At 70.0% G+C, this 23,001-nt stretch carries 19 protein-coding genes and 1 pseudogene; 10 read left to right on the forward strand and 10 right to left on the reverse strand.

The annotated features are described in order from the left end of the window. Positions 1 to 8: 8 nt before the first annotated feature. From AB0G15_RS04495 to AB0G15_RS04510, 4 genes are all read left to right on the forward strand, one after another. Complete coding sequence (locus AB0G15_RS04495; protein ID WP_362835242.1) at positions 9 to 1,232, forward strand: extracellular solute-binding protein; 1,224 nt, start codon at positions 9 to 11, stop codon at positions 1,230 to 1,232. Further along, on the forward strand, positions 1,229 to 2,173 hold the full coding sequence (locus tag AB0G15_RS04500; protein WP_362835244.1) for a sugar ABC transporter permease: 945 nt from the start codon (positions 1,229 to 1,231) through the stop codon (positions 2,171 to 2,173). The genes AB0G15_RS04495 and AB0G15_RS04500 overlap by 4 nt, the downstream gene beginning before the upstream one ends. Next, complete coding sequence (locus AB0G15_RS04505) at positions 2,170 to 3,066, forward strand: carbohydrate ABC transporter permease (RefSeq protein ID WP_362835246.1); 897 nt, start codon at positions 2,170 to 2,172, stop codon at positions 3,064 to 3,066. Before AB0G15_RS04500 ends, AB0G15_RS04505 begins: the two co-directional genes overlap by 4 nt. A 210-nt stretch (positions 3,067 to 3,276) precedes the next feature. After that, positions 3,277 to 3,693 carry a CBS domain-containing protein gene (locus AB0G15_RS04510; protein ID WP_362835248.1) on the forward strand — a complete coding sequence of 139 codons (417 nt, stop codon included), beginning with the start codon at positions 3,277 to 3,279 and terminating at the stop codon, positions 3,691 to 3,693. Between the two features lie 204 nt (positions 3,694 to 3,897). On the opposite strand, the gene AB0G15_RS04515 is transcribed toward AB0G15_RS04510, so the two are convergent. From AB0G15_RS04515 to AB0G15_RS04535, 5 genes are all read right to left on the reverse strand, one after another. After that, on the reverse strand, positions 3,898 to 4,764 hold the full coding sequence (locus AB0G15_RS04515; RefSeq protein ID WP_362835250.1) for an SDR family oxidoreductase: 867 nt from the start codon (positions 4,762 to 4,764) through the stop codon (positions 3,898 to 3,900). Positions 4,765 to 5,032: 268 nt separating this feature from the next. Continuing rightward, positions 5,033 to 6,022, reverse strand: coding sequence for a YihY/virulence factor BrkB family protein (locus tag AB0G15_RS04520; RefSeq protein ID WP_362835252.1), 990 nt, complete (start codon positions 6,020 to 6,022; stop codon positions 5,033 to 5,035). A 65-nt stretch (positions 6,023 to 6,087) separates the two neighbouring features. Next, complete coding sequence (locus AB0G15_RS04525; RefSeq protein WP_362835254.1) at positions 6,088 to 6,765, reverse strand: DUF3618 domain-containing protein; 678 nt, start codon at positions 6,763 to 6,765, stop codon at positions 6,088 to 6,090. Then, complete coding sequence (locus AB0G15_RS04530) at positions 6,741 to 7,142, reverse strand: phage holin family protein (RefSeq protein ID WP_362835256.1); 402 nt, start codon at positions 7,140 to 7,142, stop codon at positions 6,741 to 6,743. Before AB0G15_RS04530 ends, AB0G15_RS04525 begins: the two co-directional genes overlap by 25 nt. After that, positions 7,139 to 7,876, reverse strand: a complete 738-nt coding sequence (locus AB0G15_RS04535) for a hypothetical protein (RefSeq protein ID WP_362835258.1) — start codon at positions 7,874 to 7,876, stop codon at positions 7,139 to 7,141. The genes AB0G15_RS04530 and AB0G15_RS04535 overlap by 4 nt, the downstream gene beginning before the upstream one ends. Before the next feature lie 583 nt (positions 7,877 to 8,459). Between AB0G15_RS04535 and AB0G15_RS04540 the strand changes: the two genes are divergently transcribed. Further along, positions 8,460 to 9,920 (forward strand): FAD-dependent oxidoreductase, encoded by a 1,461-nt coding sequence (locus tag AB0G15_RS04540; protein ID WP_362835260.1) that lies wholly within the window; start codon positions 8,460 to 8,462, stop codon positions 9,918 to 9,920. Positions 9,921 to 10,016: 96 nt separating this feature from the next. On the opposite strand, the gene AB0G15_RS04545 is transcribed toward AB0G15_RS04540, so the two are convergent. From AB0G15_RS04545 to AB0G15_RS04560, 4 genes are read right to left on the reverse strand one after another with little or no spacing between them, the layout of a single operon-like run. Next, on the reverse strand, positions 10,017 to 11,711 hold the full coding sequence (locus tag AB0G15_RS04545) for a trehalase family glycosidase (RefSeq protein ID WP_362835262.1): 1,695 nt from the start codon (positions 11,709 to 11,711) through the stop codon (positions 10,017 to 10,019). Between the two features lie 36 nt (positions 11,712 to 11,747). Continuing rightward, complete coding sequence (locus AB0G15_RS04550; protein ID WP_362835264.1) at positions 11,748 to 12,566, reverse strand: carbohydrate ABC transporter permease; 819 nt, start codon at positions 12,564 to 12,566, stop codon at positions 11,748 to 11,750. Further along, a complete protein-coding gene (locus tag AB0G15_RS04555; protein WP_362835266.1) occupies positions 12,563 to 13,537 on the reverse strand; it encodes a sugar ABC transporter permease in 975 nt (324 codons plus the stop codon). The genes AB0G15_RS04550 and AB0G15_RS04555 overlap by 4 nt, the downstream gene beginning before the upstream one ends. 9 nt (positions 13,538 to 13,546) lie before the next feature. Next, positions 13,547 to 14,812: an extracellular solute-binding protein gene (locus AB0G15_RS04560; RefSeq protein ID WP_362835268.1), complete on the reverse strand. Its 1,266-nt coding sequence runs from the start codon at positions 14,810 to 14,812 to the stop codon at positions 13,547 to 13,549. Between the two features lie 314 nt (positions 14,813 to 15,126). On the opposite strand from AB0G15_RS04560, the gene AB0G15_RS04565 reads away from it, so the two are divergent. Continuing rightward, entirely contained in the window at positions 15,127 to 16,152 is a 1,026-nt protein-coding gene (locus AB0G15_RS04565) for a LacI family DNA-binding transcriptional regulator (protein WP_362835270.1), read from the forward strand. Between the two features lie 97 nt (positions 16,153 to 16,249). Here AB0G15_RS04565 and AB0G15_RS04570 read toward each other — a convergent pair whose 3' ends face one another. Beyond that, positions 16,250 to 17,941 (reverse strand): ricin-type beta-trefoil lectin domain protein, encoded by a 1,692-nt coding sequence (locus tag AB0G15_RS04570; protein ID WP_362835272.1) that lies wholly within the window; start codon positions 17,939 to 17,941, stop codon positions 16,250 to 16,252. Between the two features lie 823 nt (positions 17,942 to 18,764). Between AB0G15_RS04570 and AB0G15_RS04575 the strand changes: the two are divergent. The 4 genes and pseudogenes from AB0G15_RS04575 to AB0G15_RS04590 form a co-directional block, all read left to right on the forward strand. After that, positions 18,765 to 19,352, forward strand: a pseudogene (locus tag AB0G15_RS04575) (hypothetical protein); the annotation flags it as partial. 169 nt (positions 19,353 to 19,521) lie between these two features. Beyond that, positions 19,522 to 20,871: a PHB depolymerase family esterase gene (locus tag AB0G15_RS04580; RefSeq protein ID WP_362835274.1), complete on the forward strand. Its 1,350-nt coding sequence runs from the start codon at positions 19,522 to 19,524 to the stop codon at positions 20,869 to 20,871. Positions 20,872 to 21,043: 172 nt separating this feature from the next. Then, positions 21,044 to 21,499, forward strand: a complete 456-nt coding sequence (locus AB0G15_RS04585; RefSeq protein WP_362835276.1) for a DoxX family protein — start codon at positions 21,044 to 21,046, stop codon at positions 21,497 to 21,499. Between the two features lie 305 nt (positions 21,500 to 21,804). Continuing rightward, positions 21,805 to 22,818 carry an ATP-binding cassette domain-containing protein gene (locus tag AB0G15_RS04590; RefSeq protein WP_362835278.1) on the forward strand — a complete coding sequence of 338 codons (1,014 nt, stop codon included), beginning with the start codon at positions 21,805 to 21,807 and terminating at the stop codon, positions 22,816 to 22,818. Positions 22,819 to 23,001 lie beyond the last annotated feature (183 nt).

Raw genomic sequence — 23,001 nt, forward strand, 5'->3', positions numbered from 1 at the left:
TGACCACGATGGGGTTCGGCCTGCCCGACGAGATCGCCACCGTCCGGGTGGACGCCTTCAAGAAGGCCCGCCCCGACGTGAGGTTGACGATCAACCAGGGCCAGTTCGACGAGCAGGCGTTCCTGTCGGCGGTGGCCTCGGGCAACCCGCCCGACGTCGTCTACCTCAGCCGGGAGCGGATCGGCAGCTACGCGGCCCGCGGCGCCATCCAGCCGCTGGACCGGTGCGTGGCCGAGCAGTCCATCGCGACCGGCGACTTCTACCCGGCCGCCCAGCAGCAGGTGAAGTACGACGGCGCGTGGTACGGCCTGCCGGAGTTCTACAACTCGATCGTACTGGTGGTGAACAACAAGGCGGCCCGGGAGGCCGGAGTGGACCCGGCCCGCATCGACACCTCCGATTGGGACGGGCTGGCCCGGCTGGCCAAAAAGATGACCCGGATCGAGGACGGCAGGATCGAGCGGTTCGGCTTCCACCCGAAACTGCCGGAGTTCCTGCCCCTGTGGGCCAAGGCGAACGGCGCGGACCTGCTCACCGCGGACGGCCGTACCTCCCGGCTGGACGATCCGAAGGTCGCCGAGGCGATGGAGTACGCCGCGCGGCTGGTGGAGTCGCAGGGCGGCTGGAAGAAGCTGAAGGCCTTCACCGACACCTTCGACTACTTCGGGCAGGGCAACCCGTTCGCCAAGGACCAGCTCGGCGCGATGCTCACCGAGCAGTTCGTGGTCAGCGCGATGGCCGGCGTCGCGCCGGACGCGGACATCACGGTGCTGCCGTTCACCGACCGGCAGGGCCGGCCGGTCAACAACGTGGGCGGCAACGCCTGGGTGATCCCCAAGGGCGCCCGCAACTCCGACGCCGCCTGCTCGTGGATCAAGACCATGACCGCGGCCGACACCTGGATCGCGGCGGCCAGGGCCCGCGCGGACAAACGGGCCAGGGAGGGCAAGGTCAACATCGGGACCTACACCGGCAACGCCAGGGCCGATGAGGTGATCTTCTCCGAGGTGGTCAAGCCCAGTGGTCACAAGGCCTACGACGACGCGGTGAAGGCCATCCGCGCCGTACAGGACGCCGGTTTCGTGGTGCCGCAGTCGGCAGCCGCCGCGGAGTTCGCGACCGCCTGGAAGGACGCGGGAACCCGCGTGCTGCAGGGACAGCAGGACACTGCGGCCGCGCTGCGGCAGGCGCAGGCCGAGGCGCAGAAGGCCATCGACCAGGCCACCTCATGACCGTGACCGCCCCCGCACGTCCACGCAGATGGAGGGCCCCGCGCGGCGAGACGCGCTGGGCCTACGTCTTCCTGCTGCCCTGGCTGATCGGGCTGCTCGTCTTCCAGCTGGGGCCGATGATCGCCAGCCTCGCGCTGTCCTTCACCGACTACGACCTGATCGGCGCGCCCCGTTTCACCGGTCTCGGCAACTACACCGCGATGGCGCAGGATCCCAAGGTCGCCCGCGCCGTCGGCAACACCCTGCTGTACACCGTGGTGCACGTCCCGCTGTCGATCGTGCTCGCGCTGGGGCTGGCGCTGCTGCTGAACCGCGTCACGGGCCGGGCCGCCGGCGTGTTCCGGACGATCTTCTACCTGCCGTCCATGACCCCGCACGTCGCGGTCGGCGTGCTGTTCCTGTTCCTGCTGAACGGTCAGGCGGGCGTGGTGAACGGGCTCCTCGGTCTCTTCGGGGTCGAGGGGCCGCAGTGGACGACCGATCCCGACTGGATGCTGGCCGGCATCGTGCTGATGTCGCTGTGGAACCTGGGCTCGACCACGATCATCCTGTTCGCCGCGCTGCGCAACGTCCCGAGCGAGCTCAGCGAGGCCGCGATGATCGACGGCGCCGGTCCCTGGCAGCGGTTCCGGTCGATCACCGTTCCGATGATCAGCGCCGCCCTGTTCTTCGTGGTGATCATCAACACGATCACCTCACTGCAGATGTTCGACCAGGTCTACACGATGTTCTTCGGCAGCCAGAGCTCCCGGGAGGCGTACGGCGACGCCGCGCTGTTCTACGTCGTCTACCTGTTCCAGCAGGCCTTCCAGTTCCTGCACATGGGGTACGCCTCCGCGCTGGCCTGGCTGCTGTTCCTGGTCATCGCGCTCATCACCGCCGTCCAGGTGAAGGTCGGCAACAGGCTCGTCTACTACGAGACCGAGGAGCACAGCCGATGACCGCCGTGCGAGACACCCGGCCCGCCACCGCCGTCTCACCGGCCGCGCCGGACACCGCGGCGAGGCCGACACGCAGGATCTTCTTCCTCACGGTCCTGGCCGCCGCCTCGGCCGTCTTCCTCTACCCGTTCGTGTGGCTGGTCACCGCGTCGCTGAAGCCCCGTGACCAGACGTTCTCCAACCCTTTCCTGCCCTGGCCGGTGCCGTTCCGGCCGGAGAACTACCTCGCGGTCTGGGACGCGGCGCCGATGTTCGCGTGGCTGGTCAACACGCTGGTGGTCGGGGTGACGGCCGCGCTCACCGTGACGCTGTCGAGTGCCTTCGTCGCCTTCGGCTTCGCCTACTTCCGCTTCCCCGGCCGCAACCTGCTGTTCGCGAGCGTGCTGGGCACCATGATGTTGCCCGCCGCGGTCACCCTGGTGCCGACGTACCTCATCTGGAAGTCGGCGGGGCTGACCGGCACGCAGGTGCCGCTGTGGGCGGGCAACCTGTTCGGCTCGGCCTTCTACATCTTCCTGCTGCGCCAGTTCCTGCTCGGCGTGCCCCGCTATGTCTTCGAGGCCGCCCGGGTGGACGGCGCCTCCTACCTCGACCTCTTCTGGCGGATCGCGCTGCCCCTGTCGCGGCCCGCGCTGATCATCGCGTTCGTCTTCGAGCTCAAGGCCAGCTGGTTCGACCTGATGAAACCGCTGATCTATCTGCAGGACCCCGCGCTCTACACGCTGCCCCGCGGGCTGAAGGCGGTCGTCGACCAGTTCTACCAGGGCGGCGACCCGAAATGGGAGATCGTCCTGGCGGCCAGCGTGATCACGACCGTCCCGCTCGTCGTGATCTTCTTCCTCGGCCAGAGGCACTTCCTGCGGGGAATCGCCACCACCGGTCAGCGCGGGTGAGCATCGCGGGAGTCTGAGTGGCGACGAGGACGGCCGCGTCTCCCCCGATCGGCACTGGTTCGCGTTTTGCCTGCTCGTCGTATCGGTGATCAGTTGTCGTCATGTGCCTTCTACTTCGCCGCCGTCGGTGTGGGAACGGAGGCCGGGGGTAGGCGAGCCGACACCAGAACCGCCCGCCCCGGGCGGCGGCAGCGACGAAGGGAGCAGACAATGCCCACGGCACGAGAGATCATGACGCCGGACGCCGAGTGTGCGCGCGCTGAAGAGACGGTGTTGGAGGCGGCAGAGAAGATGGCCCGGCTGGATGTCGGTTCGCTGCCGATCTGCGGCTCCGACGACCGGCTCCAGGGCATGCTCACCGACCGTGACATCGTGGTGAAGGTGCTGGCCGCGGGCAAGGAACCCAAGGCGTGCCAGGTCGGCGAGCTGGGCCAGGGCAAGCCCGTCACCATCGGCGCCGACGACGACGCCCGGGAGATCCTGCGCACGATGGCCTCGCACAAGGTACGGCGCCTGCCGGTCATCGACGGTCACACCCTGGTGGGCATGGTGGCCCTGGCCGACGTGGCCCGCGCCCTGCCCGACGCACCGGTCGGCGACCTCCTGGACGCCCTCACCAGCGACTGAGACGTCCTCACCAGCGACTGAACAGCGCCCCTGACGCAGGAAAGCGGCTCCCCGCCGGGGAGCCGCTTTCCCGTTCAGACGTCCGGCTTCTTGTCCTCGGCCGCCTTCCGGTCCTTCGCGAACCGCTCGCGTGCCTCCCGCCCCCGGCGGTGAGGAGGCTTCTCTCCGTGGCATGACCGCGGAGGCCGCCGTCAGAGGCTCACCTCAGCCGGGCATCGTCTCGCCGCCGACCGGTGCCAGGACTTCCCCGGTGTAGTACGAGGAGAGCTGCTCGGCGGCGAAGAAGACATAGGAGGGAGCGATCTCATCGGGTTGCGCGGCTCGCTTCATCGGTGTCTGCTGCCCGAACTTCTCCACCTTCTCCGCGGGGAAGGTGGCGGGGATCAGCGGCGTCCACACCGGTCCCGGGGCCACCGCGTTCACCCGGATGCCCCGCTCCAGCAGCGTCTGTGCCAGTGAATAGGTGAAGGCGAGGATCGCACCCTTGGTCGCCGAGTAGTCGATGAGCGTCTTGTTGCCGCGAAGCCCGTTGATCGACGAGGTGTTGATGATCGCCGACCCCCGCGGGAGATGCGCCAGCGCCGCCTTGGTGACCCAGAAGTAGCTGCCGATGTTGACCGCGAAGGTCCGCTCCCACTGCTCGTCGTCGAGTTCTTCCAGGGAGTCCACCGGAGACTGGGTTGCGACGTTGTTGACCAGCAGGTCGAGCCCTCCCAGCGCGTCGGCGGCGGTCGCGACGACCTCGCGGCAGTGCCCTGCCACGGCCAGGTCGCCGGGAAGCAGTACGCACCGCCGGCCTTCCTTCTCGACGAGTTCCTTGGTGTGTCCGGCGTCCTCGTGCTCGTTCAGGTAGGCCACGGCCACATCCGCGCCCTCCTTGGCGAACGCCACCGCGACCGCCCGGCCGATTCCGGAATCGCCCCCGGTGATCAGCGCTTTCCGTCCCGACAGCAGGCCGCGGCCGGTGTACGCGCGCATCTCATCCCGGGGCTCCGGGGTCATCGCCCCGCTGTGTCCCGGATACGGCTGTTCCTGCGGCGGCTGCCCGGCGCCTTCTTGGTTGTCCGACATGGCGTGCGCCTACCCGTCACGCTCGGACGCGAACGGCCTTGGAAACCAAAATTTCCTTGGGGACCGGTCCGCCCTCCGACCGGTTCGGTGCCCGGCCGTTCCTCGAACGCCTCGGCCTTGAACGCCTTATCTCGAACGTCCTGTCTCGAACGTCCTGTCCCGAACGCCTCGGCCCGCGAGGGACGGTCTCCCGGAAGGAAGCGTGATGGTCTCCGGAAGGAAGCGGCCCACCTCCCCGAATTCGCGCGGCCCGCGCCTGCGGCGACCTTCAGTCCTCGTCGAACTTACGGGTGTCGCGAGGCTCGACGTAGGGTTCCCGCTCCTCCGGTTGCCCCGCCTCGATGGCCCGTCCGCGGGCGAGTTCGGCGTCGAACTCCACGCCGAGCAGCACCGCGACGTTGGAGATCCACAACCAGATGAGGAAGACGATGACCCCTGACAGGGCGGCGTAGGTCTTGTTGTAGGCGCCGAAGTTGGCCACGTAGAAACCGAACGCGGCGGAGGCGACGATCCACAGCACCACGGCGAGGGTGCTACCGGGGGTGAGCCAGCGAAAGCCCGGTTGGCGGACGTTGGGCGCGGCCCAGTACAGCAGGGCCAGGGTGCCCATCACGATGACGATCAGTACGGGCCATTTGGCGACGCCCCAGACGGTCAGGGCGCCCTGACCGATTCCCAGCACCTTGCCCGCCTGCTCGGCGAGCCCTCCGGTGAACACGACCGCCACCGAACCGGCCGCCATCAGGATCACCAGGACGGTGGTGATGGCCAGGCGCAGCGGCAGGGTCTTCCAGATGGGCCTGCCCTCGGGCATCTCGTACATGACGTTGGCGGCCCGCATGAAGGCGCCGACGTACCCCGAGGCCGACCAGAGCGCGACGGCGATGCCCAGGACGGTGGCGATCCCGGCCGCGCCCTGACTGCTCTGCAAGGCCTGCAGCACGGTGTCGAGGATCTGCCTGGCCGGTCCCGGGGCCAGGGCACCGAGGTTGTCGATGAGCGGCTTGGTGGCGGGCTCGCCGAACAGGCCGAGCAGCGAGACCACGGCCAGCAGGGCAGGGAAGATCGACAGCACCGAGTAGTAGGTCAGCGCTGCGGCCCAGTCGGTCAGGTTGTCCTGCTGAAACTCCTTGGCGGTGCGTTTGAGCACTGCCCACCACGACTGTCCGGGAAGCTCGGCGGGGCTTTCCGGAGCCGCCTGGCCTGCCGCGGCGCGGTCGGAACCGGAGCTCGGACCTCGGGTGTCGTGGCGTGACATGGGGCACCACCTCCGTGGGGGCACCGCCGCCCCCAGGCGATGGGGGCGGCGGTGGTCGAATCCGTCTACTGGTGGCCGGTGGTGGAACGGGCGTGTTCACCCACCTGCTGGGCCTGCTCGCGGGCGTGGTCACCCGTCTTGTGCACGGCCTCCGTGGCGGTCTCCCTGACCTGCTGGGCGGCCTGCTGGGTCGCTTCCCTGGCCTCCTGGCCGAGGGTCTGGGCCGACTCCTGCACGGCCTGCTTGACCGGCTGGATCACTCCGTCGGCCTGCTCCATGAGCTGTTCCGCGGCGCGCTCCTCGGCCTCGGTCCTGGGGATGAGGGCGGCCGCCAGCAACCCGGCACCGAAAGCGATCATCCCGGCCGCCAGCGGGTTGCCCTGCGTGCCGCGCCTCGCCTGCTGCGGCGCGTTCTGGACCACCTCGGCGGCCTGCTGAGCACCGTGCTTGACGGTGTCGGCGGTGTCGGCGGCGACCCCGCGGACGGTGTCGGCGGCGCCGGAGGCCGTGTCACGCACACTGCCCGCGGCGTACGAGGCCTGCCGGCCGACCGTGTGGGCGGCGTGGGACGGGGTGCCCATCACCCGCTCGCGCACCGACCGCAGGCTCCGGCGCACGGTGTCGGTACGGCGCCGTGCGATCCGCACCGGGCTGGTGCGATCGGCCAGACGCTCCACGTCCGCGGCCAGCTCGGCCCGGGTGGCGTTGATCTCGGCCCTTATTTCGTCAGGTCCCGCGCCCATCGCGCATCCTCCTTGAGCGTTTCAACGGTACGTTCCGGCTTGGGGGAGACCTGGCGCAGCCGGGCGCGCCCGGTCACGTACAGGGCCGCGCCGGCCGCCGCCCAGATGACGGCGACGATGAGCGCGGCCCAGCCCAGGTCCATGACGTTTCCCAGGCCGAACATGACGGCCAGCGTCACCAGGACGGCGACCATGTATCCGGCGAATCCCGCGCCGCCGAGCAGGCCGGCCGCCTTACCCGTCTTGGCCGCCTCCTCGCGGATCTCGGCCTTGGCCAGCAGCAGTTCCTGGCGGACCAGTTTGGACAGGTCCGCGCCGATCTCCCCCACCAGCTCTCCCAGCGACGGCTCACGCGCCCCGGGGCCGGGGTGGGTCATCGGAACTCACCGCCCGGGTTCCTCGGTGTGGTGGGCGTCGCGGTGCCCGGGCCGCCGAACTCCTCCTGTGGCGTGACCGGCTGGGTGCGGTACGGCTCGACCGGCGGCTGCGCCAGTGGCTGAGCCGGGACCGTCGCGGGCTGGGTCGAGACCGTCGGCTGAACCGGGGGCGGCGGCACGGTGGCGGACGGAGCGGGGGTGTGGGCACCCGAGCCGTACGAACCGGTGGCCCCCGTACCGGGAGTACTCGGTGAGCCGGTGTTCCCCGTCACCTTGGCGATCCTGCCGATGAGGAAGCCCGCGGCGGCCGCGCCGATCAGGAACGCTCCAGGACGACGGCGCGCGAAGCCCTGGACTTCCTGGGCGACCCCGGCCAGGCCGTGCTGGTCCAGGTAGTCGGCAGCCCGCCGTCCTTGGTCGGCGACCTGCTGTACCACCCCGGAGACCGGCGAGTCGGGCTTGGCGACCTCGTTCATCGAGGCCAGGTCGTCGGCCCACTGGCGGATTCCCTGAGCCGCGCGCCGGCTCTGGTGCTGCGCCTGGTCACCGACCCGGTTCCGCAGTTGGTCGGCCACCTGCCGGGCCTGCTGCCTGGCCTCTCCGGCCACCGCCTGCGTCTGTCCCTTGGCGGTGTCGGCCACCTCCCCGACGGCGGACTTGGCGTGCTGAACCGTGCTTTGGGATTCCTGGCTTCGGTATGGGCGCTCCCCCGCCCCGCTGGAATACTCGCTCATCGATGCCCTCCAAAGGTTGTGCATCTTCGACTGATGCGGCCGATTACCCCCACGCCCCCGCCCCATTCCACGAAATCCCCCTGACCTTTCGAAAGATCTCCAGGTCCCAGGGCTTTTCGGCCACTGAACTGGCTTTGGACGGTTTGGATAATTTTCTGTCACCTTGGCTTATCCGGAGAAGGCGCGTCCGGAGCGCAAAGCGGGGTCTCCGGTCATCTCGCGAAGGCCCCGCGGACCCTGCCCAGGTCTGGACTCACCGAGATGGTGGCAGGCCAGCCTGCCTCAGCGCGTCTTGCGAGCGGCGCGTGACCCATCCCGATCGCAACGCCGCCCGTATCCCGCGGCCTGAGCGCGAAGCGCCGTGCAGGCGGCGGCCGACCTCGCTCCGGGCCGCGCGCATTCGTTTCCGCCTCCGGAAGGAGGCCGTTCTTCCGGCACGCGGCAGGACACCGCCGCGTGCGGCACGAGGGGTGGTCGTTTGCACGTCATTCATCGGGGCAAGCACCCGGCCATGACCATGCAGTCCTATTGGATGGAATCCGCGCCCGGCGTTTCTCATCCGTTTCTCGAACGCGATCTGCGGGTGGACGTCGCCGTGATCGGCGCCGGGATCGCCGGTCTGAGCGCGGCCTGGGAGCTGACCCGGGCGGGCCGTACGGTGGCCGTCCTGGAGGCCGGCCGGGTCGCGGCCGGGGTCACCGGCCACACCACGGCGAAACTGTCGGCCCAGCACACCCTGATCTACGCCGACCTCGCCTCCTCGGCCGGGCCGGAGGCGGCCGGCCTGTACGCCCGCTCCCAGCAGCAGGCGATCGAGCACCTCGCCTCCACCGCGGCCGCCCTCGGCGTCGACTGCGGTCTCGAACGGGTCCCGGCCCTCACCTACGCCGAGTCGGCCGACGACCTCGACCGGCTGCGGGCGGAGGCCGAAGCCGCCGCGCGGGCCGGGCTGCCGGCCTCCTTCGTGACCGAGAGCTCGCTGCCCTTCCCGATCGCCGGCGCGGTACGGGTGGAGAACCAGGCCCAGTTCCACCCTCGCGCCTACCTTCTCGCACTCGCCCAGGCCATGACCGCCTCCGGCGCGCTCGTCTTCGAGGGCACGCGCGTCGTCGGCCTGCAGGAGGGCGATCCCTGTCGCCTCACCACCTCCTCCGGGCTCACCGTCACCGCCCGGGACGTGGTGGTGGCCACGCACTACCCGATCTTCGACCGGGCCCTGCTGTTCGCCCGGATGGAGCCGCATCGCGAGCTGGTCGTCGCCGCCGCCATCCCGGCCGAGCGTGATCCGGGTGCCATGTTCATCACCACCGAGGACAACACCCGTTCGGTCCGCACCGCCCCCTACGGGGACGGACGGCGTCTGCTGATCGTCACCGGCGAGTCCTTCACCCCTGGCGCCGGGCGCGTGAGCGACCGTCTTCGGCGGTTGCGCTCGTGGACCACCGATCGGTTCGGCACGACCGGCTTCACGCACTGGTGGGCGGCCCAGGACAACGACACCACCGACCGCCTGCCCTTCGTCGGCCCCCTGCACGCGGGCGCGCGGCACGCTTACGTCGCCACCGGCTTCGGCGGCTGGGGCATGAGCAACGGCGTGATGGCCGGCGTGCTGCTCAGCACGCTGATCACCGGCGGGGAGTCGCCGTGGGCCCGGTTGTACGATCCCCGGCGGCTGCATCCCGTACGCGAGGCCGGTCCGGCGCTGAAGATGCAGGCCAAGGTCGCCCGGCACTTCGTCGCCGACCGCCTGGCGGCGGGCACCGCCGACGAGGCGGCCGATGTGGCCGCCGGTCAGGCGAAGGTGGTCAAGAGCGGCGGGAAGCGCTGCGCGGTCTACCGCGACGAGGCCGGGAGCCTGCACGCGGTGTCGGCACTGTGCACCCACCTGGGCTGCGTGGTGGCCTTCAACGAGGCCGAACGCGCCTGGGAGTGCCCGTGCCACGGCTCGCGCTTCGACATCGACGGCGCCGTCCTGCAGGGGCCCGCGGTGAACCCGCTGGAACAGGTCGGCCTCATGCCTTCAGAAGGAGAAACGACCGATTGAAACACCTTCGGATGTGAGCGACCCGGGCCGGGCCGGCTGCCGGAACGGTGCCGAGGAGCGAGAAAAGCCGCGGGTCACGGCACCGGTTCGATCGGTTCACGACGCCCGGCGTACGTGGGCGGCGGCCAGGATGAGATACGCGCTGGCCGTCCAGGTGTAGGCGCGATCACGGAGCCCCGTCCCGGTGCGGGCGTCGAAGTTCTCCGCGAACCCCGATTTCTCGCACAGGGCGCGGAACCGGGCGCTGACCTCGTCGGCGAGGACGGTCTGCCCGGCCCTGCGGAGGCCGTCCTCGATCAGGACCGTCGAAGGGGCCCAGATCGGGCCGCGCCAGTAGCCGTCGTCCTGGTAGTGCGGTGAGGTCGGCAGCTCGGTGGCGAGTCCGTACTCGGTCAGGTGGGTCTTGATCCTGGCGGCCAGGGCCGTCTGGACGTGCTGGGGCAGCTCCTCGCCCAGCACGATCGGCATGAGGTCGAGCAGGCTGCTGCTGGTCCAGGTCTCCTGAGAACTCGCGCTCCGGGTGGCGAACCGGTCGTCGCGCCACAGTTGGGCGAGCATCGCCTCGCGCATCCGGTCGGCCGCCTGCGACCAGCGGGCCGCCTCGCCGGGCAGGGAGAGTTCGCCGGCCAGGCGGGCGAGCGTACGCATCTGGAGGACGAGGAACGACGCCAGGTCGGCCGTCTCGACGACGCGTTCGGGCGCGAACGTGGTCGCGTTGTCCCATCCGCTGTCGTTGCCGTGCTGGTAGTGGGCCAGTTCGTGTCCGGGCACGCGCCGGGCGGTGAGCCAGAAGGTGGTCCACCGCTCGAGCAGGCGGTAGACGCCGGCTCGTTCCTCTCCCGGCACCGGCGGGAGATGCCGCAGGACCCAGCCGTGGATGGGTGGCTTGACGAAGTTGTACAGGATCTCGGAATGGGTGATCGAGTCGGGCAGCGCGCCGGCGGCCTCCTGGTGGTCGAAGGGCAGCCGGAACTGGTCCCAGGCCAGCGCGGGCAGGCCCTCGGCGAGGGCGATCGCGTTGAAGCAGTGGTCCCAGCTCCACACCTTGTCCATCCAGTGCTTGGACATCAGCACCGCCGGGCGGGTGACGAACCCCGCCGCGCGTACGGTGGCCGACCACAGCACGTAGACGGCGAGCTCGGCGGCGGGTGTCCGGTCGTCCCGCCAGGGCGCCACGGCGTCGAGGTACTCCTCGTAGTCGCGCCGGGCCGCGCCGGCCACCTGCTCGAAGTCGCGCTCGCTCGTGTACGGGGCGCGGGCGGTCTCGAACTCCTCGATGGCGATCTCCCACGCGTCCCCGTCCCCGGTGACCACGACACCCCGCTCGGTGGCGCCGAGCTCCTGCGCGCCCAGGTGTTCGGTGATCCGCCCGGCCAGGAGCGTGACGCGGTAGCGGCGCCCGGTCTGGTAGACGGTGAAGACCGAGGACCCGTCCCGGGGGTCCTGGAAGAAGTAGGGACCGCTGAACGGCGTCAGGACCGGGTCGGCGGCCAGCAGTCGCAGGCCGGCTCCGCGCCCGCGCACCCGCACGGTGTCGGTGCTCTCGTAGGCGAGGTCGATCCGCCCTGGCTCGCAGTCCCAGGTGAGCCGGTGCGGGGTGGCGGTGACGACGCTGTCGGCGGTGGGGACCAGCCGCAGGATCGGGTGCATGCCGGTCTGGTGGGAGACCAGATGGACGTCCTGGGCGTAGGTGTTCTCGCCGATGACCGGTGAGAAGCCGAACCAGGACCCGCGGAAGCTGAACGGGATTTCCTGCAGGGAGAACACCGGGCCGGTGACGGCGGCGGTCATGAGGAGATGGTCCTTTCGTGTGGGAGGAGAGCCCGGTCAGTCCTTGACGGCGCCCGCGGTCACGCCGGCGGTGACGTAGCGCTGTGCGATGACGAGGAGAACGACGGCGGGTGCCGACGCGACGACGGCGGTGGCCATGATCGCGTTCCACTGCTGGTTGTTGTTGCCGATGTAATGGTAAATGCCCAAGGTGATCGGCTGGTGGTCTCCCCCGCTGTCCAGCGTGCTGGCGAAGATGAAGTCCGACCACGCCCACAGGAACGCGAACAGCGACACCGTGATGATCGCGTTGCGGCTGACCGGCAGGACGATCGACCAGAAGGTCCGCACGGCTCCGGCGCCGTCCACCCGGGCGGCCTGAAGGAGTTCGTGCGGGATGCCCGACATGAACGCGGTGAGGATGAGGACCGCGAAGGGGACCGCGAGGGTGGAGTCGGCCACGATCAGCCCGGGGAGCGTGTTGAGCACGCCGAGGTTGAGGAACATGGCGTAGAAGCCCATCGCCATGATGATCCCGGGGATCATCTGGGCGATCAGCAGCACGAAGCTCAGCGCGCCACCGCCGCGCGGGCGCAGCTTGGCCAGCGAGTACGCCGCCGGGGCCGCGATCGCCAGGGTCAGCAGCACCGTCCCCAGCCCGACCACCAGGCTGACGCCCAGGTAGGGAAGCTGCTGGTCGAGGACCGCGCGGTAGCCGTCCAGGGTGCCGTGCACGGGGAACCACGACGGCGGGCTCTTGCGCATGTCCCGGTCCCGGGTGAACGACACGTTGATCATCCAGTAGACCGGGAACAGCATCACGCCGGTCAGCGCGAGCCCGATCAGGGTCTTCCACCAGCGGCGCGGGGTGCTCACGAGAGGTCCTGCCTTCGCTGGAGGCGGATGTAGAACAACCCGAAGACCAGCGCCATCGCGATCAGGAGGTTGCCGACCGCGGCTCCCGGGCCGAAGGACGGCACCAGGTTCCCGAAACCCAGCCGGTAGGACCAGGTGGCGAACGTGGTGGAGGAGCCGCTCGGCCCGCCCTTGGTCATGATCCAGATGATGTCGAACACCTTCAGCGTGTAGACCAGCCCGAGCAGCAACGTGATCGCCGAGACGGGCCGCAGCAGGGGGAGGGTCACACTCCAGAACCGCTGCAGGCCCGACGCGCCGTCCAGGGCGGCGGCCTCGTAGACGGACGGGCTGATCGACTGCAGGCCGGAGTAGAGGATCACCAGGTTGAACGGGACGCCGATCCAGATGTTGGCGACGATCACCGACCACAGCGACCAGTCCGGCGAGGTCAGCCAGTTGACCGGGCCGGCCCCGAACGCGCCGAGCACCGCGTTGACCACGCCGGAGTCGCTGTTGAGCATCCACGCCCAGGTCGAGGACGACACGATCAGCGGCAGCAGCCACGGCACCAGGAACAGCGCGCGCAACGTCGCCGACAGCGGGAAGTTCCTGACGAAGAACATGGCCAGGGCGAGTCCCACGGTGAACTGGAAGGCCAGTGACACCACGGTGAACACCACGGTCTGCCACAGCGCGGGCCCGAACGTGGCGTCCGTGAGCACCTCGACGTAGTTGGCGAACCCGGTGAAGGGCGCGTCACCCTGGACGAACGAGCGCACCGTGTAGTCGCGCAGGCTCAGCTCCACGTTGCGGAACAGCGGGTAGGCGTAGAACACCAGGAGGTAGACGACGATCGGTACCAGGAAACCCCATGCCGCCCACCGGTCCGGCCCCCGCCGGGCCGCTTTCCGGCGGCCCGATCCGTTCGGGACGGGGCCGCCGCCGGCGGATGACGGGCGCCGGGTGGATGCCTGGGCGATTCGGCTCATGATCCGGGCCTACTGGATCGCGCTCGCCGCCGCGGTCTGCGCGTCGGTCATCGCCTGCTGGGGGCTCTTGGCCCCGCTCAGCGCCGCCTGCACCGCGCCCCACATCGGCTCGGAGATCTTCGGGTACTTGGTGCCGAGGTCGTCGCCGGTGCGGCCCTTGGCCGCCTTGACCGCCTCCACCCACACCTTGAGCTCGGGATTCTCGGTGCTCTGCCGGGTCTGGACCTGGTCGGTGGGCGCGATGTACGACAGCGCCGTCGCCGTGGCGAAGGAGTTGTCGGTGCTGGTCAGGCACGTCACCAGCTTCTGGGAGGTGGCGTAGCGCGCCGTGTCCTGCTGGACGGGGACGCTGACGAACTCGCCGCCGGTGGGCGCCGCCGCGGTTCCGCCGTCCTTGGCCGGCACCGGGATGATCCCGTACTTGAAGCCGATCTCCTTGGCGCCTGCCAGCTGCCAGGTGCCGTTCTCGGCGAAGGCGTAGTCACCGCTCGCGAACTCCTGCCAGCTGGTGGTCTGCGTGTTGTTGATGACCGAGTTCGGGGCGAGCCCCTTCTTCAGCCAGTCGGTCCACAGCGCCACCGCCGACACGCCCTCGGGGGAGTCGAGCTTGGTGAGCTGCGCGCCCGATCCCCAGAACCAGGGCAGGAACTGGAAGCTGCCCTCCTCGGTGCCGATGGCGGAGAACGTGATGCCCTTCTTGCCCGCCGCCTTGACCTTCTCCAGGGCCGCGGTCAGCGACGCCCAGTCCTTGACGGAGGCGATCTCCACCCCGGCCTTGTCGAGCACCGCCTTGTTGTAGTAGAGCGCCAGGGTGTTGGCCCCGATCGGGACGCCGTAGGTGTTGCCGCCGCTCTGCCCGGCCGAGACGAGGTTGGGCGAGATCGCCGAGATGTCGAGCTTGTTCTCCGCGGTCGTGGTCAGCACACCGGCCTCGGCGAGCGTCGACACCACCGGGTTGTCGACGATGAGCACGTCGGGGGCGTTGCCCTGCTGCGCGGCGAGCAGCGCCTTGTTGGTCAGGTCGGTGGTGTCGTAGCCCGTGCGTTCGACCGTCACACCGGCCTGGGTGCCGCAGGTGTCCAGCAGCTTCACCCAGTCGGAGGTCTTGTCGTACTGCGGGTAAGGGTCCCAGATGGAGTACGTTCCGCCGCCCGCCGCCTTGCCGGGGGCCGTCGCGGTGCCCGCGGTGCCCTCGGTGGAGGAGGTGGCCGAACAGCCGGCCAGGAAACTGGCGGCCAGGAGAGCCAGGCCCGCACCGAGTGTGCGCCTGCTCAATCCTGCTGATCTCGGTGCCGACATGGATCCGGCCGTCCTTTCGGGGGCAGGTGATGCGGGGATGGCGAGGTTCGTCGTTCGCACGGTTCCGGCCTCCGTCGACCGGCGTCACGTGCCTGTTTCCGCTTGACGTCGAACCGATTACTCGAATCGGTTCGACTGAACCTAAGGCGATGTCGTATGCACGTCAATGGGTCATCCGGGATATCCTCGCCCGTGAAGCCGTTCTTCCTGGTCAGGTCGTGACTCCTCTAGGCGAATCGATTCCATCTACCATGGGGAGGCGTCGTGGCCGAGTCCGCTGAGGAGTGCCGGTGAACATCGGAGAGATCGCCAGGCGGTCGGGCGTGTCCCGCAGCACGGTGTCGTACGCGTTGAGCGGCAAACGGCCGGTGGCGGAGGCGACCCGGCAGCGCATCCAGGCGATCATCGACGAGCTCGGCTACCGCCCCAACGCCGCGGCCAGAGCGCTCAAGGAGGGCAGGACACGCACCATCGGACTGGTCATCCCCCCGGCCAGCCGGCGCCTCACCGACGCCCAGCTGGGCTTCGTGGCCAGCGTGGTCGACGCCGCCGCACGCGCCGACCTCGACGTGCTGCTCTCGCCGTCCGGCGGGGAACACGACCGCTCGTTCGAGCGCGTGGCCACCGGTGCCCGCGTCGACGGGGTCATCCTCATGGAGATCCGGCTGGAGGACGACCGGGTCACCCGCCTGGCGGAGGTCGGGCTGCCGTTCGTCGGCATCGGCCACACCAGCCGGCCCGACGAGATGACCTGGGTGGACATCGACTACGAGACGTTGATAGCCCGCTGTGTCCGTCATCTGGCCGACCTGGGGCATCGTCACGTCGCCCTGGTCAACCGCTCGGCCGAGCTGGTCGCCGCCGGGTACGGCCCCGGCCATCGGGCGCAGCTCGGCTTCACCCGCGCCGTCGCCGAGCGCGGCCTGGAGGGCGTACAGGTCTGCTGCGCCGACGACGCCCAGGCAGGGCGGGCCTGCGTCGAGAAGCTGCTGGTCACACACCCCGAGCTGACCGCCATCGCCACCATCAACGAGGCCGCCATGCCCGGCATGCAACGCGCGCTGGCGCACGCCCATCTCGCGGTGCCCGGCGATTTCTCGCTCACCGGGGTCGCCGCCCGGCACTGGGCGGAGAACCTGCACCCGCCGCTCACCGCGGCCGACATCCTGGCCGACGAGCTGGGCGCGCACGCCGTCGAGCTGCTCATCCAGCGCATCGCCGATCCCGGTCTCCCGCATCGCCGGCTGCTCGCCGCCCCGCCGATCTCGCTGCGCGAGTCGACCGGACCGGCGCGCCCCCGCGTCAGCCCCGCCTGACCCGCGAGCACCGCGCCTGCCCGCGCCGGCCCGCGGGTCGGCGCGGGCCGGCGCGGCCAGGGCCGCACGGAGTCCGGATCCTTCGCGTGCCGGCGGGTCAGCTGCGCAGGGTCCACTTCTGGCTGCTCGTGCCGGTGCAGGACCACAGCTGGACCTTGGTGCCGTTGCCGGTTCCGAAGTTGCTCGCCTCCAGGCACTTGCCGGACTGCACGCCGGTGACGGTGCCGTCGGCGTTGACGTTCCACTGCTGGTTGGTCCCGCCGTTGCAGTCCCAGATGATCGCCTGGGTGCCGTTGGCGGTGCCCTGCCCGTTGGCGTCCAGGCACTTGTTGCCGTACACCTGCAACTGCTTGGAGGAGGTCAGGGTCCACTGCTGGTTGGTGCCGCTGCCGCAGTCCCACAGGTGGGTCTGGGTGCCGTTGGCGGTGGTCGCGTTCGGGACGTCCAGGCATCGGCCGGCGTTGACGTTGCGCAACACCGACGTCGACCCGTTGCCGGGGCCGGAGGAGGGCGGCAGCAGCGTGATGGTGTAGGAGTCGTCGATGGCGGTGTGCGGCAGGTTGACCGTCGTGCCGTTGCCGGACAGGGTCACCACGGAGTTCTGGACGGTGACCGGAGCCGTGACGGCGCCGCCGCCGTTGTAGGGGATGCGCTCGGCGACGACCCTCACCTGGTTGTTCTCCACGATGCCGCTCGTGGCGTCCAGGCGCCGCAGGTTGACGGCGATGTTGCCGGTCGTGGTGCCGCCGCCGACCAGGATCTTGGCCGACCCGGCCGCCTTGGTGGCGAACGCGTCGTACGAGGCGCTGGGGGTGACGGACGCGACCTGGCCGGTCTGCGAGCCGTAGAAGCGGTAGGCCCACCATTCGCCCTTCGGCTGGTACTGGCCCGCCGAGTTGCGGACGAGCAGGTTGCCGAGGTCGTTGTGCAGGTTTCCGCCGCCCGCCCAGTTGGCGCGCAGGCCGTCGGCGCCGGCCCGCTCCAGGCGGGCGATGTACCAGGACCCGTCGGCGGGGTTCTGCTCGTTGGACGCCCCGTACTCGTTGATCTGGTAGGGGCGCGGGTGCGGAATGCCACGGGAGTTCAGCGTGGTGTCGGCCGCCGCCACGTTGGCCACCGGGTCGCCCGGCAGGGAGTGCCAGCTGATGATGTCGGGGACCACGTTGTTGGCCTTGACGTAGTCGAGGTACTGGTTCCAGAAGGCGTGGCCGGTGGACGGCACGCACGCGCAGCTCGGCCCGACGATGAGCTGCGCCGGGAACGCGGCCCGGATGCGCTGGTAGGTGCGCCGCCACAGCTCGAAGTACTGGGACTGGGGGCGGTTCCAGAACAGCGTGATGTTGGGCTCGTTCCACAGGTCCCACTGCACCGGGGCGCCCGTCGCCCGCACGTCGTCGATCAGGCGGGTGAGGAAGTTGTCGTAGTCCGTCCAGTTGCCGTTGTCGCCGGGGAAGCGCGAGATCGGGTAGCCGTCGGCGCCCCACAGGTCGTGGACGAGCAGGATGAACTCCCCGCCCAGTGACCGGGTGCGCAGCAACTGGGCGCGGGTGGCGTTCCACCGGCGGTCGTACTTGCCCGACACCCAGCCGCCCGGGCCGTCGAGCTGTGCCCCACCGGCCCGCATGTACCGGAACCTCACGTCGGTGAAGAACTGGTCGGGCGGGCCCGACGCGTTCTCGGTCATGCCGTAGATCCAGCCGGAGGCACGGTAGGTCGGGGTGCCGCCACCGGCGGAGAAGTCGACGGCGATGGACTGGTCCGCGGCCTGGGCCGGCGTGGCGGACGTCACGGCGGGACCCGCGACGAGTGCGCCGACGGCGAGAAAGGCGGCGATCGCACGGCGGCTCCTGTGCCGCCTGCCGGGTGCGATGTCCGCATGTGGCTCCTCGGACGGGGAGGGTCCACGTGACGCCTCGGACGGGGAGGGGCGGAGTGGACGGGCCGGGAGCGATGGAGTGGAAGGCCACAGCCGGGCTCGGCGGAGGATGTCGCCAACATTCATCATGGACTCTCCTCACTCGTGGGCGCTGTGCGCACATGTGAGTGGAATGGCTTCGTGGGGGGGAGGGTGGCGCGAAAACCAGGATGTCCGTCATCGAATCGATTCGACCGCAGCCTAGATCTCGCTGTCAGTGATGTCAACAACGTGTGTGACGGAAGTAAACGCACGGTTTCCGGCGCCGCTCACTCCCGCCGGACGCCGACCATCGGCCCCGAGTCGTCAGTGGACGGCGTCCGGCGTGAGCGACAGGAAGGCTCCGGCAGAGGTGCGGTCGTTCCGGGGCAGAACAGACATACCCAGGAGTCCTGCCAAGCGGGCCAATCCAAGAACGCACGCAAGCTCGTTCGCCATTGTGTTGATCTTTTTTATCTCCCAACCTGGGCGTATATCACTGTCAAGAGTGACAATCGCATCGTGGGTGACTCACCTTTCCCAATCAGGAAGGCTTCAGACCCGCAAAATTCGTCGTTCTGACGCGCGATGAGTATGAAACTTTCATCTCTCACACGAGGGCCGCACCTGCCCGCCGTGCCGCCCGCGAGACCAGCCCCGGAAAAGCTCTCCCCGCCTGCCTGTCGAAACGCCGAGACCGTCGCCGCCGCCGGCATGCATGATCATCGCCACCGGCACCGGCCACGGCCGACGCGGGAGGAGCCGCCTTGACAGCGGAGGACCGGCTCCTACCCTGAGGGCCTCACCCGATCGAATCGATACGACCGCACACCGACAGGAGCCAGCGTGCCCCCCATCAAACTGTCGCGGTTACGCAATCGGGCCACTCTGGCCGGAACCGCTCTGCTCGCCGTGGCCCTGCTCTGGCCGGAACCGCTCTGCTCGCCGTGGCCCTGCTCACCCTCTCCCCCGTGACAGAACATCTCGCCCAGGGCCGACGGCACGATCCCGCAGTGCAGAAGGACCTGCTGGGCGCCATCGGCGCCTACCTGAAGCGCAACGGCGAGCCGATCTGCTCCACCCGCGCCTGGACCGCCTACGGCGAGGGCCCCGCGAAGATGGGCGGCGGCAGCTTCGTCGAGCCGCGGGCCGGCACCGCGCAGGACGTCCGCCACACCCGCAGCAAGGACAACACCGTCCTGTACGCGACCGTGCTCGGCTGGCCGGGCTCGACCCTCAACCTCGCCTCGCCGGCCGGTGCCTGGACGTCCCGGACGCGACCACCGCCAACGGGACCAAGGTCCAGTTGCGGTCCTGCACCGGCACGAGCAGCCAGAAATGGAGCCTGCGCAGCTGCCCCTGCGACAGGGCGCCGTCCCCGGCCGCCCACGCCGGTCGGACGGGAGCGGCGGGTCCGACCGGCGTAAGCGGCCGTCACGGGTCGACCGGAAACGAAAGGCAGATGAGTGAAACGCATGATCAGAGCGGTGCTGGCGGCCGTCGTCCTGTGCCTGGCCTCCGCCGGAGCCCTCGCCGGGCTACCGTCGGCGTCCGCCGCGGCCCTGACCCAGGTGACGAATTTCGGAACCAACCCGACGAACCTCAACATGTACGTCTACGTGCCGGACAGCGTCGCGGCACGGCCCGCACTGCTGGTGCTGGTCCACTACTGCGGCGGGTCGGCCGGCACGGTCTTCAACGGCAACGGGCGCGACTACGTGACCGCGGCCGACAGGTACGGGTACGTCGTCGTGCTGCCGGAGGCCACCCGCAGCGAGAAGTGCTTCGACGTGTCCACCCCCGCCGCGCTGCGGCGTGACGGCGGCGGCGACTCCACCGGCGTGATGGCGATGGTCGCCTGGGCGCGGCAGCGCTACAACGTGGACCCGGAGCGGATCGTGGTCAGCGGGTTCTCCTCGGGGGCGATGATGACCAACGTGCTGGCCGCTCAGTATCCGGACGTGTTCGCCGCCGGTTCGGCGTTCTCCGGAGTTCCCGCGGGGTGTTTCGCGACCACGAACGGGTCGCTGTGGAACGGCCAGTGCTCGGGCGGGCAAGTGATCAGGACCGCGCAGCAGTGGGGTGACCTGGCCCGTTCGATGTATCCCGGATACACCGGCCGTCAGCCTCGGATGCAACTGTGGCACGGCAGCACGGACACGACGCTCCACTACAACAACTTCGGCGAAGAGATCAAGCAGTGGACGAACCTGCACGGGCTGAGCCAGACCCCGGCGTTCACCGACCGTCCGCAGTCGAACTGGACCCGGACCAGGTACGGCGTCACCTCGGCCCAGGCCACGGTGGAGGGGATCAGCATCAGCGGGGTCGGCCACCAGCTGCCGATGAGCGGCCAGCTCGCCTATGCCGTCACCTTCCTCGGCCTCGACGGCGGCGGCACCCCCTCGCCCTCGCCCTCGCCTTCTCCCTCGGACGGCACGAGCAGCGCGCTGAAGGGGGTCGGATCGGGACGCTGCCTGGACGTGAGCGGCGCCTCGCAGGCCAACGGCGCACAGACACAGCTCTGGGACTGCAACGGGCAGTCCAACCAGCGGTGGACCTCCACCGGCACCGGTGAACTGCGGGTGTACGGCGGCAAGTGCCTGGACGTCAACGGCGGCGGGGCCGCCGACGGCACCGCGGTGATCATCTGGGACTGCAACGGGCAGAACAACCAGAAGTGGCGCCTCAACGCCGACGGCACCGTCACCGCCGTCGGAAGCGGCAAGTGCCTGGACGTGTCCGGCCACGGCACCGCCAACGGCAGCAGGCTGCACATCTGGACCTGCCACGGCGGCACCAACCAGAAGTGGACCCGAACCTGACCCCCTCCACCCCCGAACCGCGCCGGGTCTCGCGGAGACGTCGACGTACCCCGGGCGACGCCAAATCTTGACAGGGGATCACCAGGACGCGCGCGCGGGCGCGCCCTGGGGCAGCGGCGGTGCGAGGCTGGACGGAGGACCGGCCTCGCACCGCGACCACAGGGGTGATTCGATGAACATCGACCGATTCGGCGGGCCGGTGCTCTCGCTCTTCCGCATGGTGACGGGCTTCCTCTTCCTCTGCCACGGCGTGGCGTCGATGTTCGGCGTCTTCGGCGGCAACCCCGCCACCGGCCAGGCCGTCGACTTCGCGGTCTGGCCCGGCTGGTGGGCCGCGCTGATCCAGGTGCTCTGCGGCGGTCTCGTCCTCGCCGGCCTCCTCACCCGTCCCGCCGCGGTCCTCGCGTCCGGTTCGATGGCGTACGCGTTCTTCGTGGTGCACCTGCCTCAGGAGCTCCTGCCGCTGCGCAACGGCGGTGAGCCTTCGGCGATGTTCTGCTGGTCGTTCCTGCTCATCGCCGTGCTGGGCGCGGGCCCGTGGGCGCTCGACAGCCTGCTCCGGCGCCACCGGGAGGACTCCCCGGAGCCCGGCCCCGCCCATGTCGCCGTGCGTTCCGGGGGGAACTGACCCCCGGAACGCCCGGGGTCCGGCGAGCTCACCGCGGAAATCCGCATCTTTTTTCATCTCTTCGGTGGGATTGGCGAAAAGCCCACGTCAGCGCGGGTGGACCGGTTCGGGACGAGGGCGGGCAGGGGCGTACGGCACGCCGCGCGGGGGCACGTTTCCGCAGGTCAGACAGAACGTGAACATACGTTTCACGTTTGCCAAACCCGGATCGCCTGGTCAAGGATGAAGCATCTCCAGCCGAGCCCCCGACCAGGGGTCTGTTCGGCATGCCATCCACCGCCCGCGCCCACCCCGAGGAGGGGACGATGATCCATGCCCGAGGGCTGACCCGGCGATTCAAGGTGAAGAAGGGAAGCGTCGACGCCGTACGCGGCCTCGACATCGATGTGGAGGCGGGCCAGCTGGTGGCCTTTCTCGGTCCCAACGGTGCCGGGAAGTCCACCAGCCTGCGGATGCTGACCTCTCTGCTCCCGCCGACGTCGGGAACCGCGATCGTCGCGGGTTGCGACGTCGTGTCGGACCCGGCGGGGGTCCGTGCCCGCATCGGGTACGTCGGCCAGAAGAACGGCGCGGGCGAGAACTTCCGCGTCCGCGACGAGTTGGTGACCCAGGCGCGCTGCTACGGTCTGCGCGGGCCGGAGGCGCGCCGGCGGGCCGACGAGATCCTCGGCCTGCTGGACCTGGAGCCGCTGGCCACCCGCAAGCCCGGCACCCTGTCCGGCGGCCAGCGCCGCCGCCTCGACATCGCCCTGGGGCTCATTCACCGGCCCGAGCTGCTGTTCCTGGACGAGCCCTCGACCGGTCTCGACCCGCAGAGCCGCGCCAACATCTGGAAGCACATCCTGCGGCTGCGCGAGCTGCACGGCACGACCCTCTTCCTGACCACCCACTACCTGGAGGAGGCCGACAGCATGGCCGAGCGGGTGGTGATCATCGACCACGGCCGGATCATCGCCGACGGAACGGCCGAGCGGCTGAAAAGCGACCTGGCCGGTGACCGCGTCACGATCACCGTCCACGACGGGACGGCGGCGGCGAGGGCCGCCGGGATCGCCGAGCGGATCGCCGGTCCCGGCGCGGTCGCCGTCGACGGGACGACGGTGCGGCTGCGGGTGCCCCACGCCGGCGCGGCGCTGCCGGAGTGTCTCCGGGCGCTGGAGTCCTCCGGGGTGAAGGTCGGCACCGCCGAGACCGCCCGTCCCACGCTGGACGACGTGTTCCTCGCGCTGACCGGCCGCAGCCTGCGCGAGAGCGACGAGACCGGCGAGCTCCCGGCCGAGACCGGCGGCGGCCTCCCGAACGCCACGAGCGCTGTTTGACCGTCCCCGCCCCGCCCGCCTCCCTCGCGATCCCCCTCCCCGGCCCCGCCTCGCCCGCCTTGCCCGGGCCCGCCTTGTCCGGCGGCTCCCCTCCCTTGCGCCCCCTCCCCGGCCCTGCCTTGCCCGGCGGCTCCCCTCCCTCGCGATCCCCCTCCCCGGCCCCGCCTTGCCCGGCGGCTCCCC

It is taken from the genome of Streptosporangium sp. NPDC023825 (assembly GCF_040639575.1).
Lineage (GTDB): Bacteria > Actinomycetota > Actinomycetes > Streptosporangiales > Streptosporangiaceae > Streptosporangium.

What these genes read in the sequence shown, in the direction of transcription:
- AB0G15_RS04495 (WP_362835242.1), top strand. Translation starts at nt 9, where the DNA reads ATGGGGTTCGGCCTGCCCGACGAGATCGCCACCGTCCGGGTGGACGCC.
- AB0G15_RS04500 (WP_362835244.1), top strand. Translation starts at nt 1,229, where the DNA reads ATGACCGTGACCGCCCCCGCACGTCCACGCAGATGGAGGGCCCCGCGC.
- AB0G15_RS04505 (WP_362835246.1), top strand. Translation starts at nt 2,170, where the DNA reads ATGACCGCCGTGCGAGACACCCGGCCCGCCACCGCCGTCTCACCGGCC.
- AB0G15_RS04510 (WP_362835248.1), top strand. Translation starts at nt 3,277, where the DNA reads ATGCCCACGGCACGAGAGATCATGACGCCGGACGCCGAGTGTGCGCGC.
- AB0G15_RS04515 (WP_362835250.1), bottom strand. Translation starts at nt 4,764, where the DNA reads ATGTCGGACAACCAAGAAGGCGCCGGGCAGCCGCCGCAGGAACAGCCG.
- AB0G15_RS04520 (WP_362835252.1), bottom strand. Translation starts at nt 6,022, where the DNA reads ATGTCACGCCACGACACCCGAGGTCCGAGCTCCGGTTCCGACCGCGCC.
- AB0G15_RS04525 (WP_362835254.1), bottom strand. Translation starts at nt 6,765, where the DNA reads ATGGGCGCGGGACCTGACGAAATAAGGGCCGAGATCAACGCCACCCGG.
- AB0G15_RS04530 (WP_362835256.1), bottom strand. Translation starts at nt 7,142, where the DNA reads ATGACCCACCCCGGCCCCGGGGCGCGTGAGCCGTCGCTGGGAGAGCTG.
- AB0G15_RS04535 (WP_362835258.1), bottom strand. Translation starts at nt 7,876, where the DNA reads ATGAGCGAGTATTCCAGCGGGGCGGGGGAGCGCCCATACCGAAGCCAG.
- AB0G15_RS04545 (WP_362835262.1), bottom strand. Translation starts at nt 11,711, where the DNA reads ATGACCGCCGCCGTCACCGGCCCGGTGTTCTCCCTGCAGGAAATCCCG.
- AB0G15_RS04555 (WP_362835266.1), bottom strand. Translation starts at nt 13,537, where the DNA reads ATGAGCCGAATCGCCCAGGCATCCACCCGGCGCCCGTCATCCGCCGGC.
- AB0G15_RS04580 (WP_362835274.1), top strand. Translation starts at nt 19,522, where the DNA reads ATGATCAGAGCGGTGCTGGCGGCCGTCGTCCTGTGCCTGGCCTCCGCC.
- AB0G15_RS04585 (WP_362835276.1), top strand. Translation starts at nt 21,044, where the DNA reads ATGAACATCGACCGATTCGGCGGGCCGGTGCTCTCGCTCTTCCGCATG.
- AB0G15_RS04590 (WP_362835278.1), top strand. Translation starts at nt 21,805, where the DNA reads ATGATCCATGCCCGAGGGCTGACCCGGCGATTCAAGGTGAAGAAGGGA.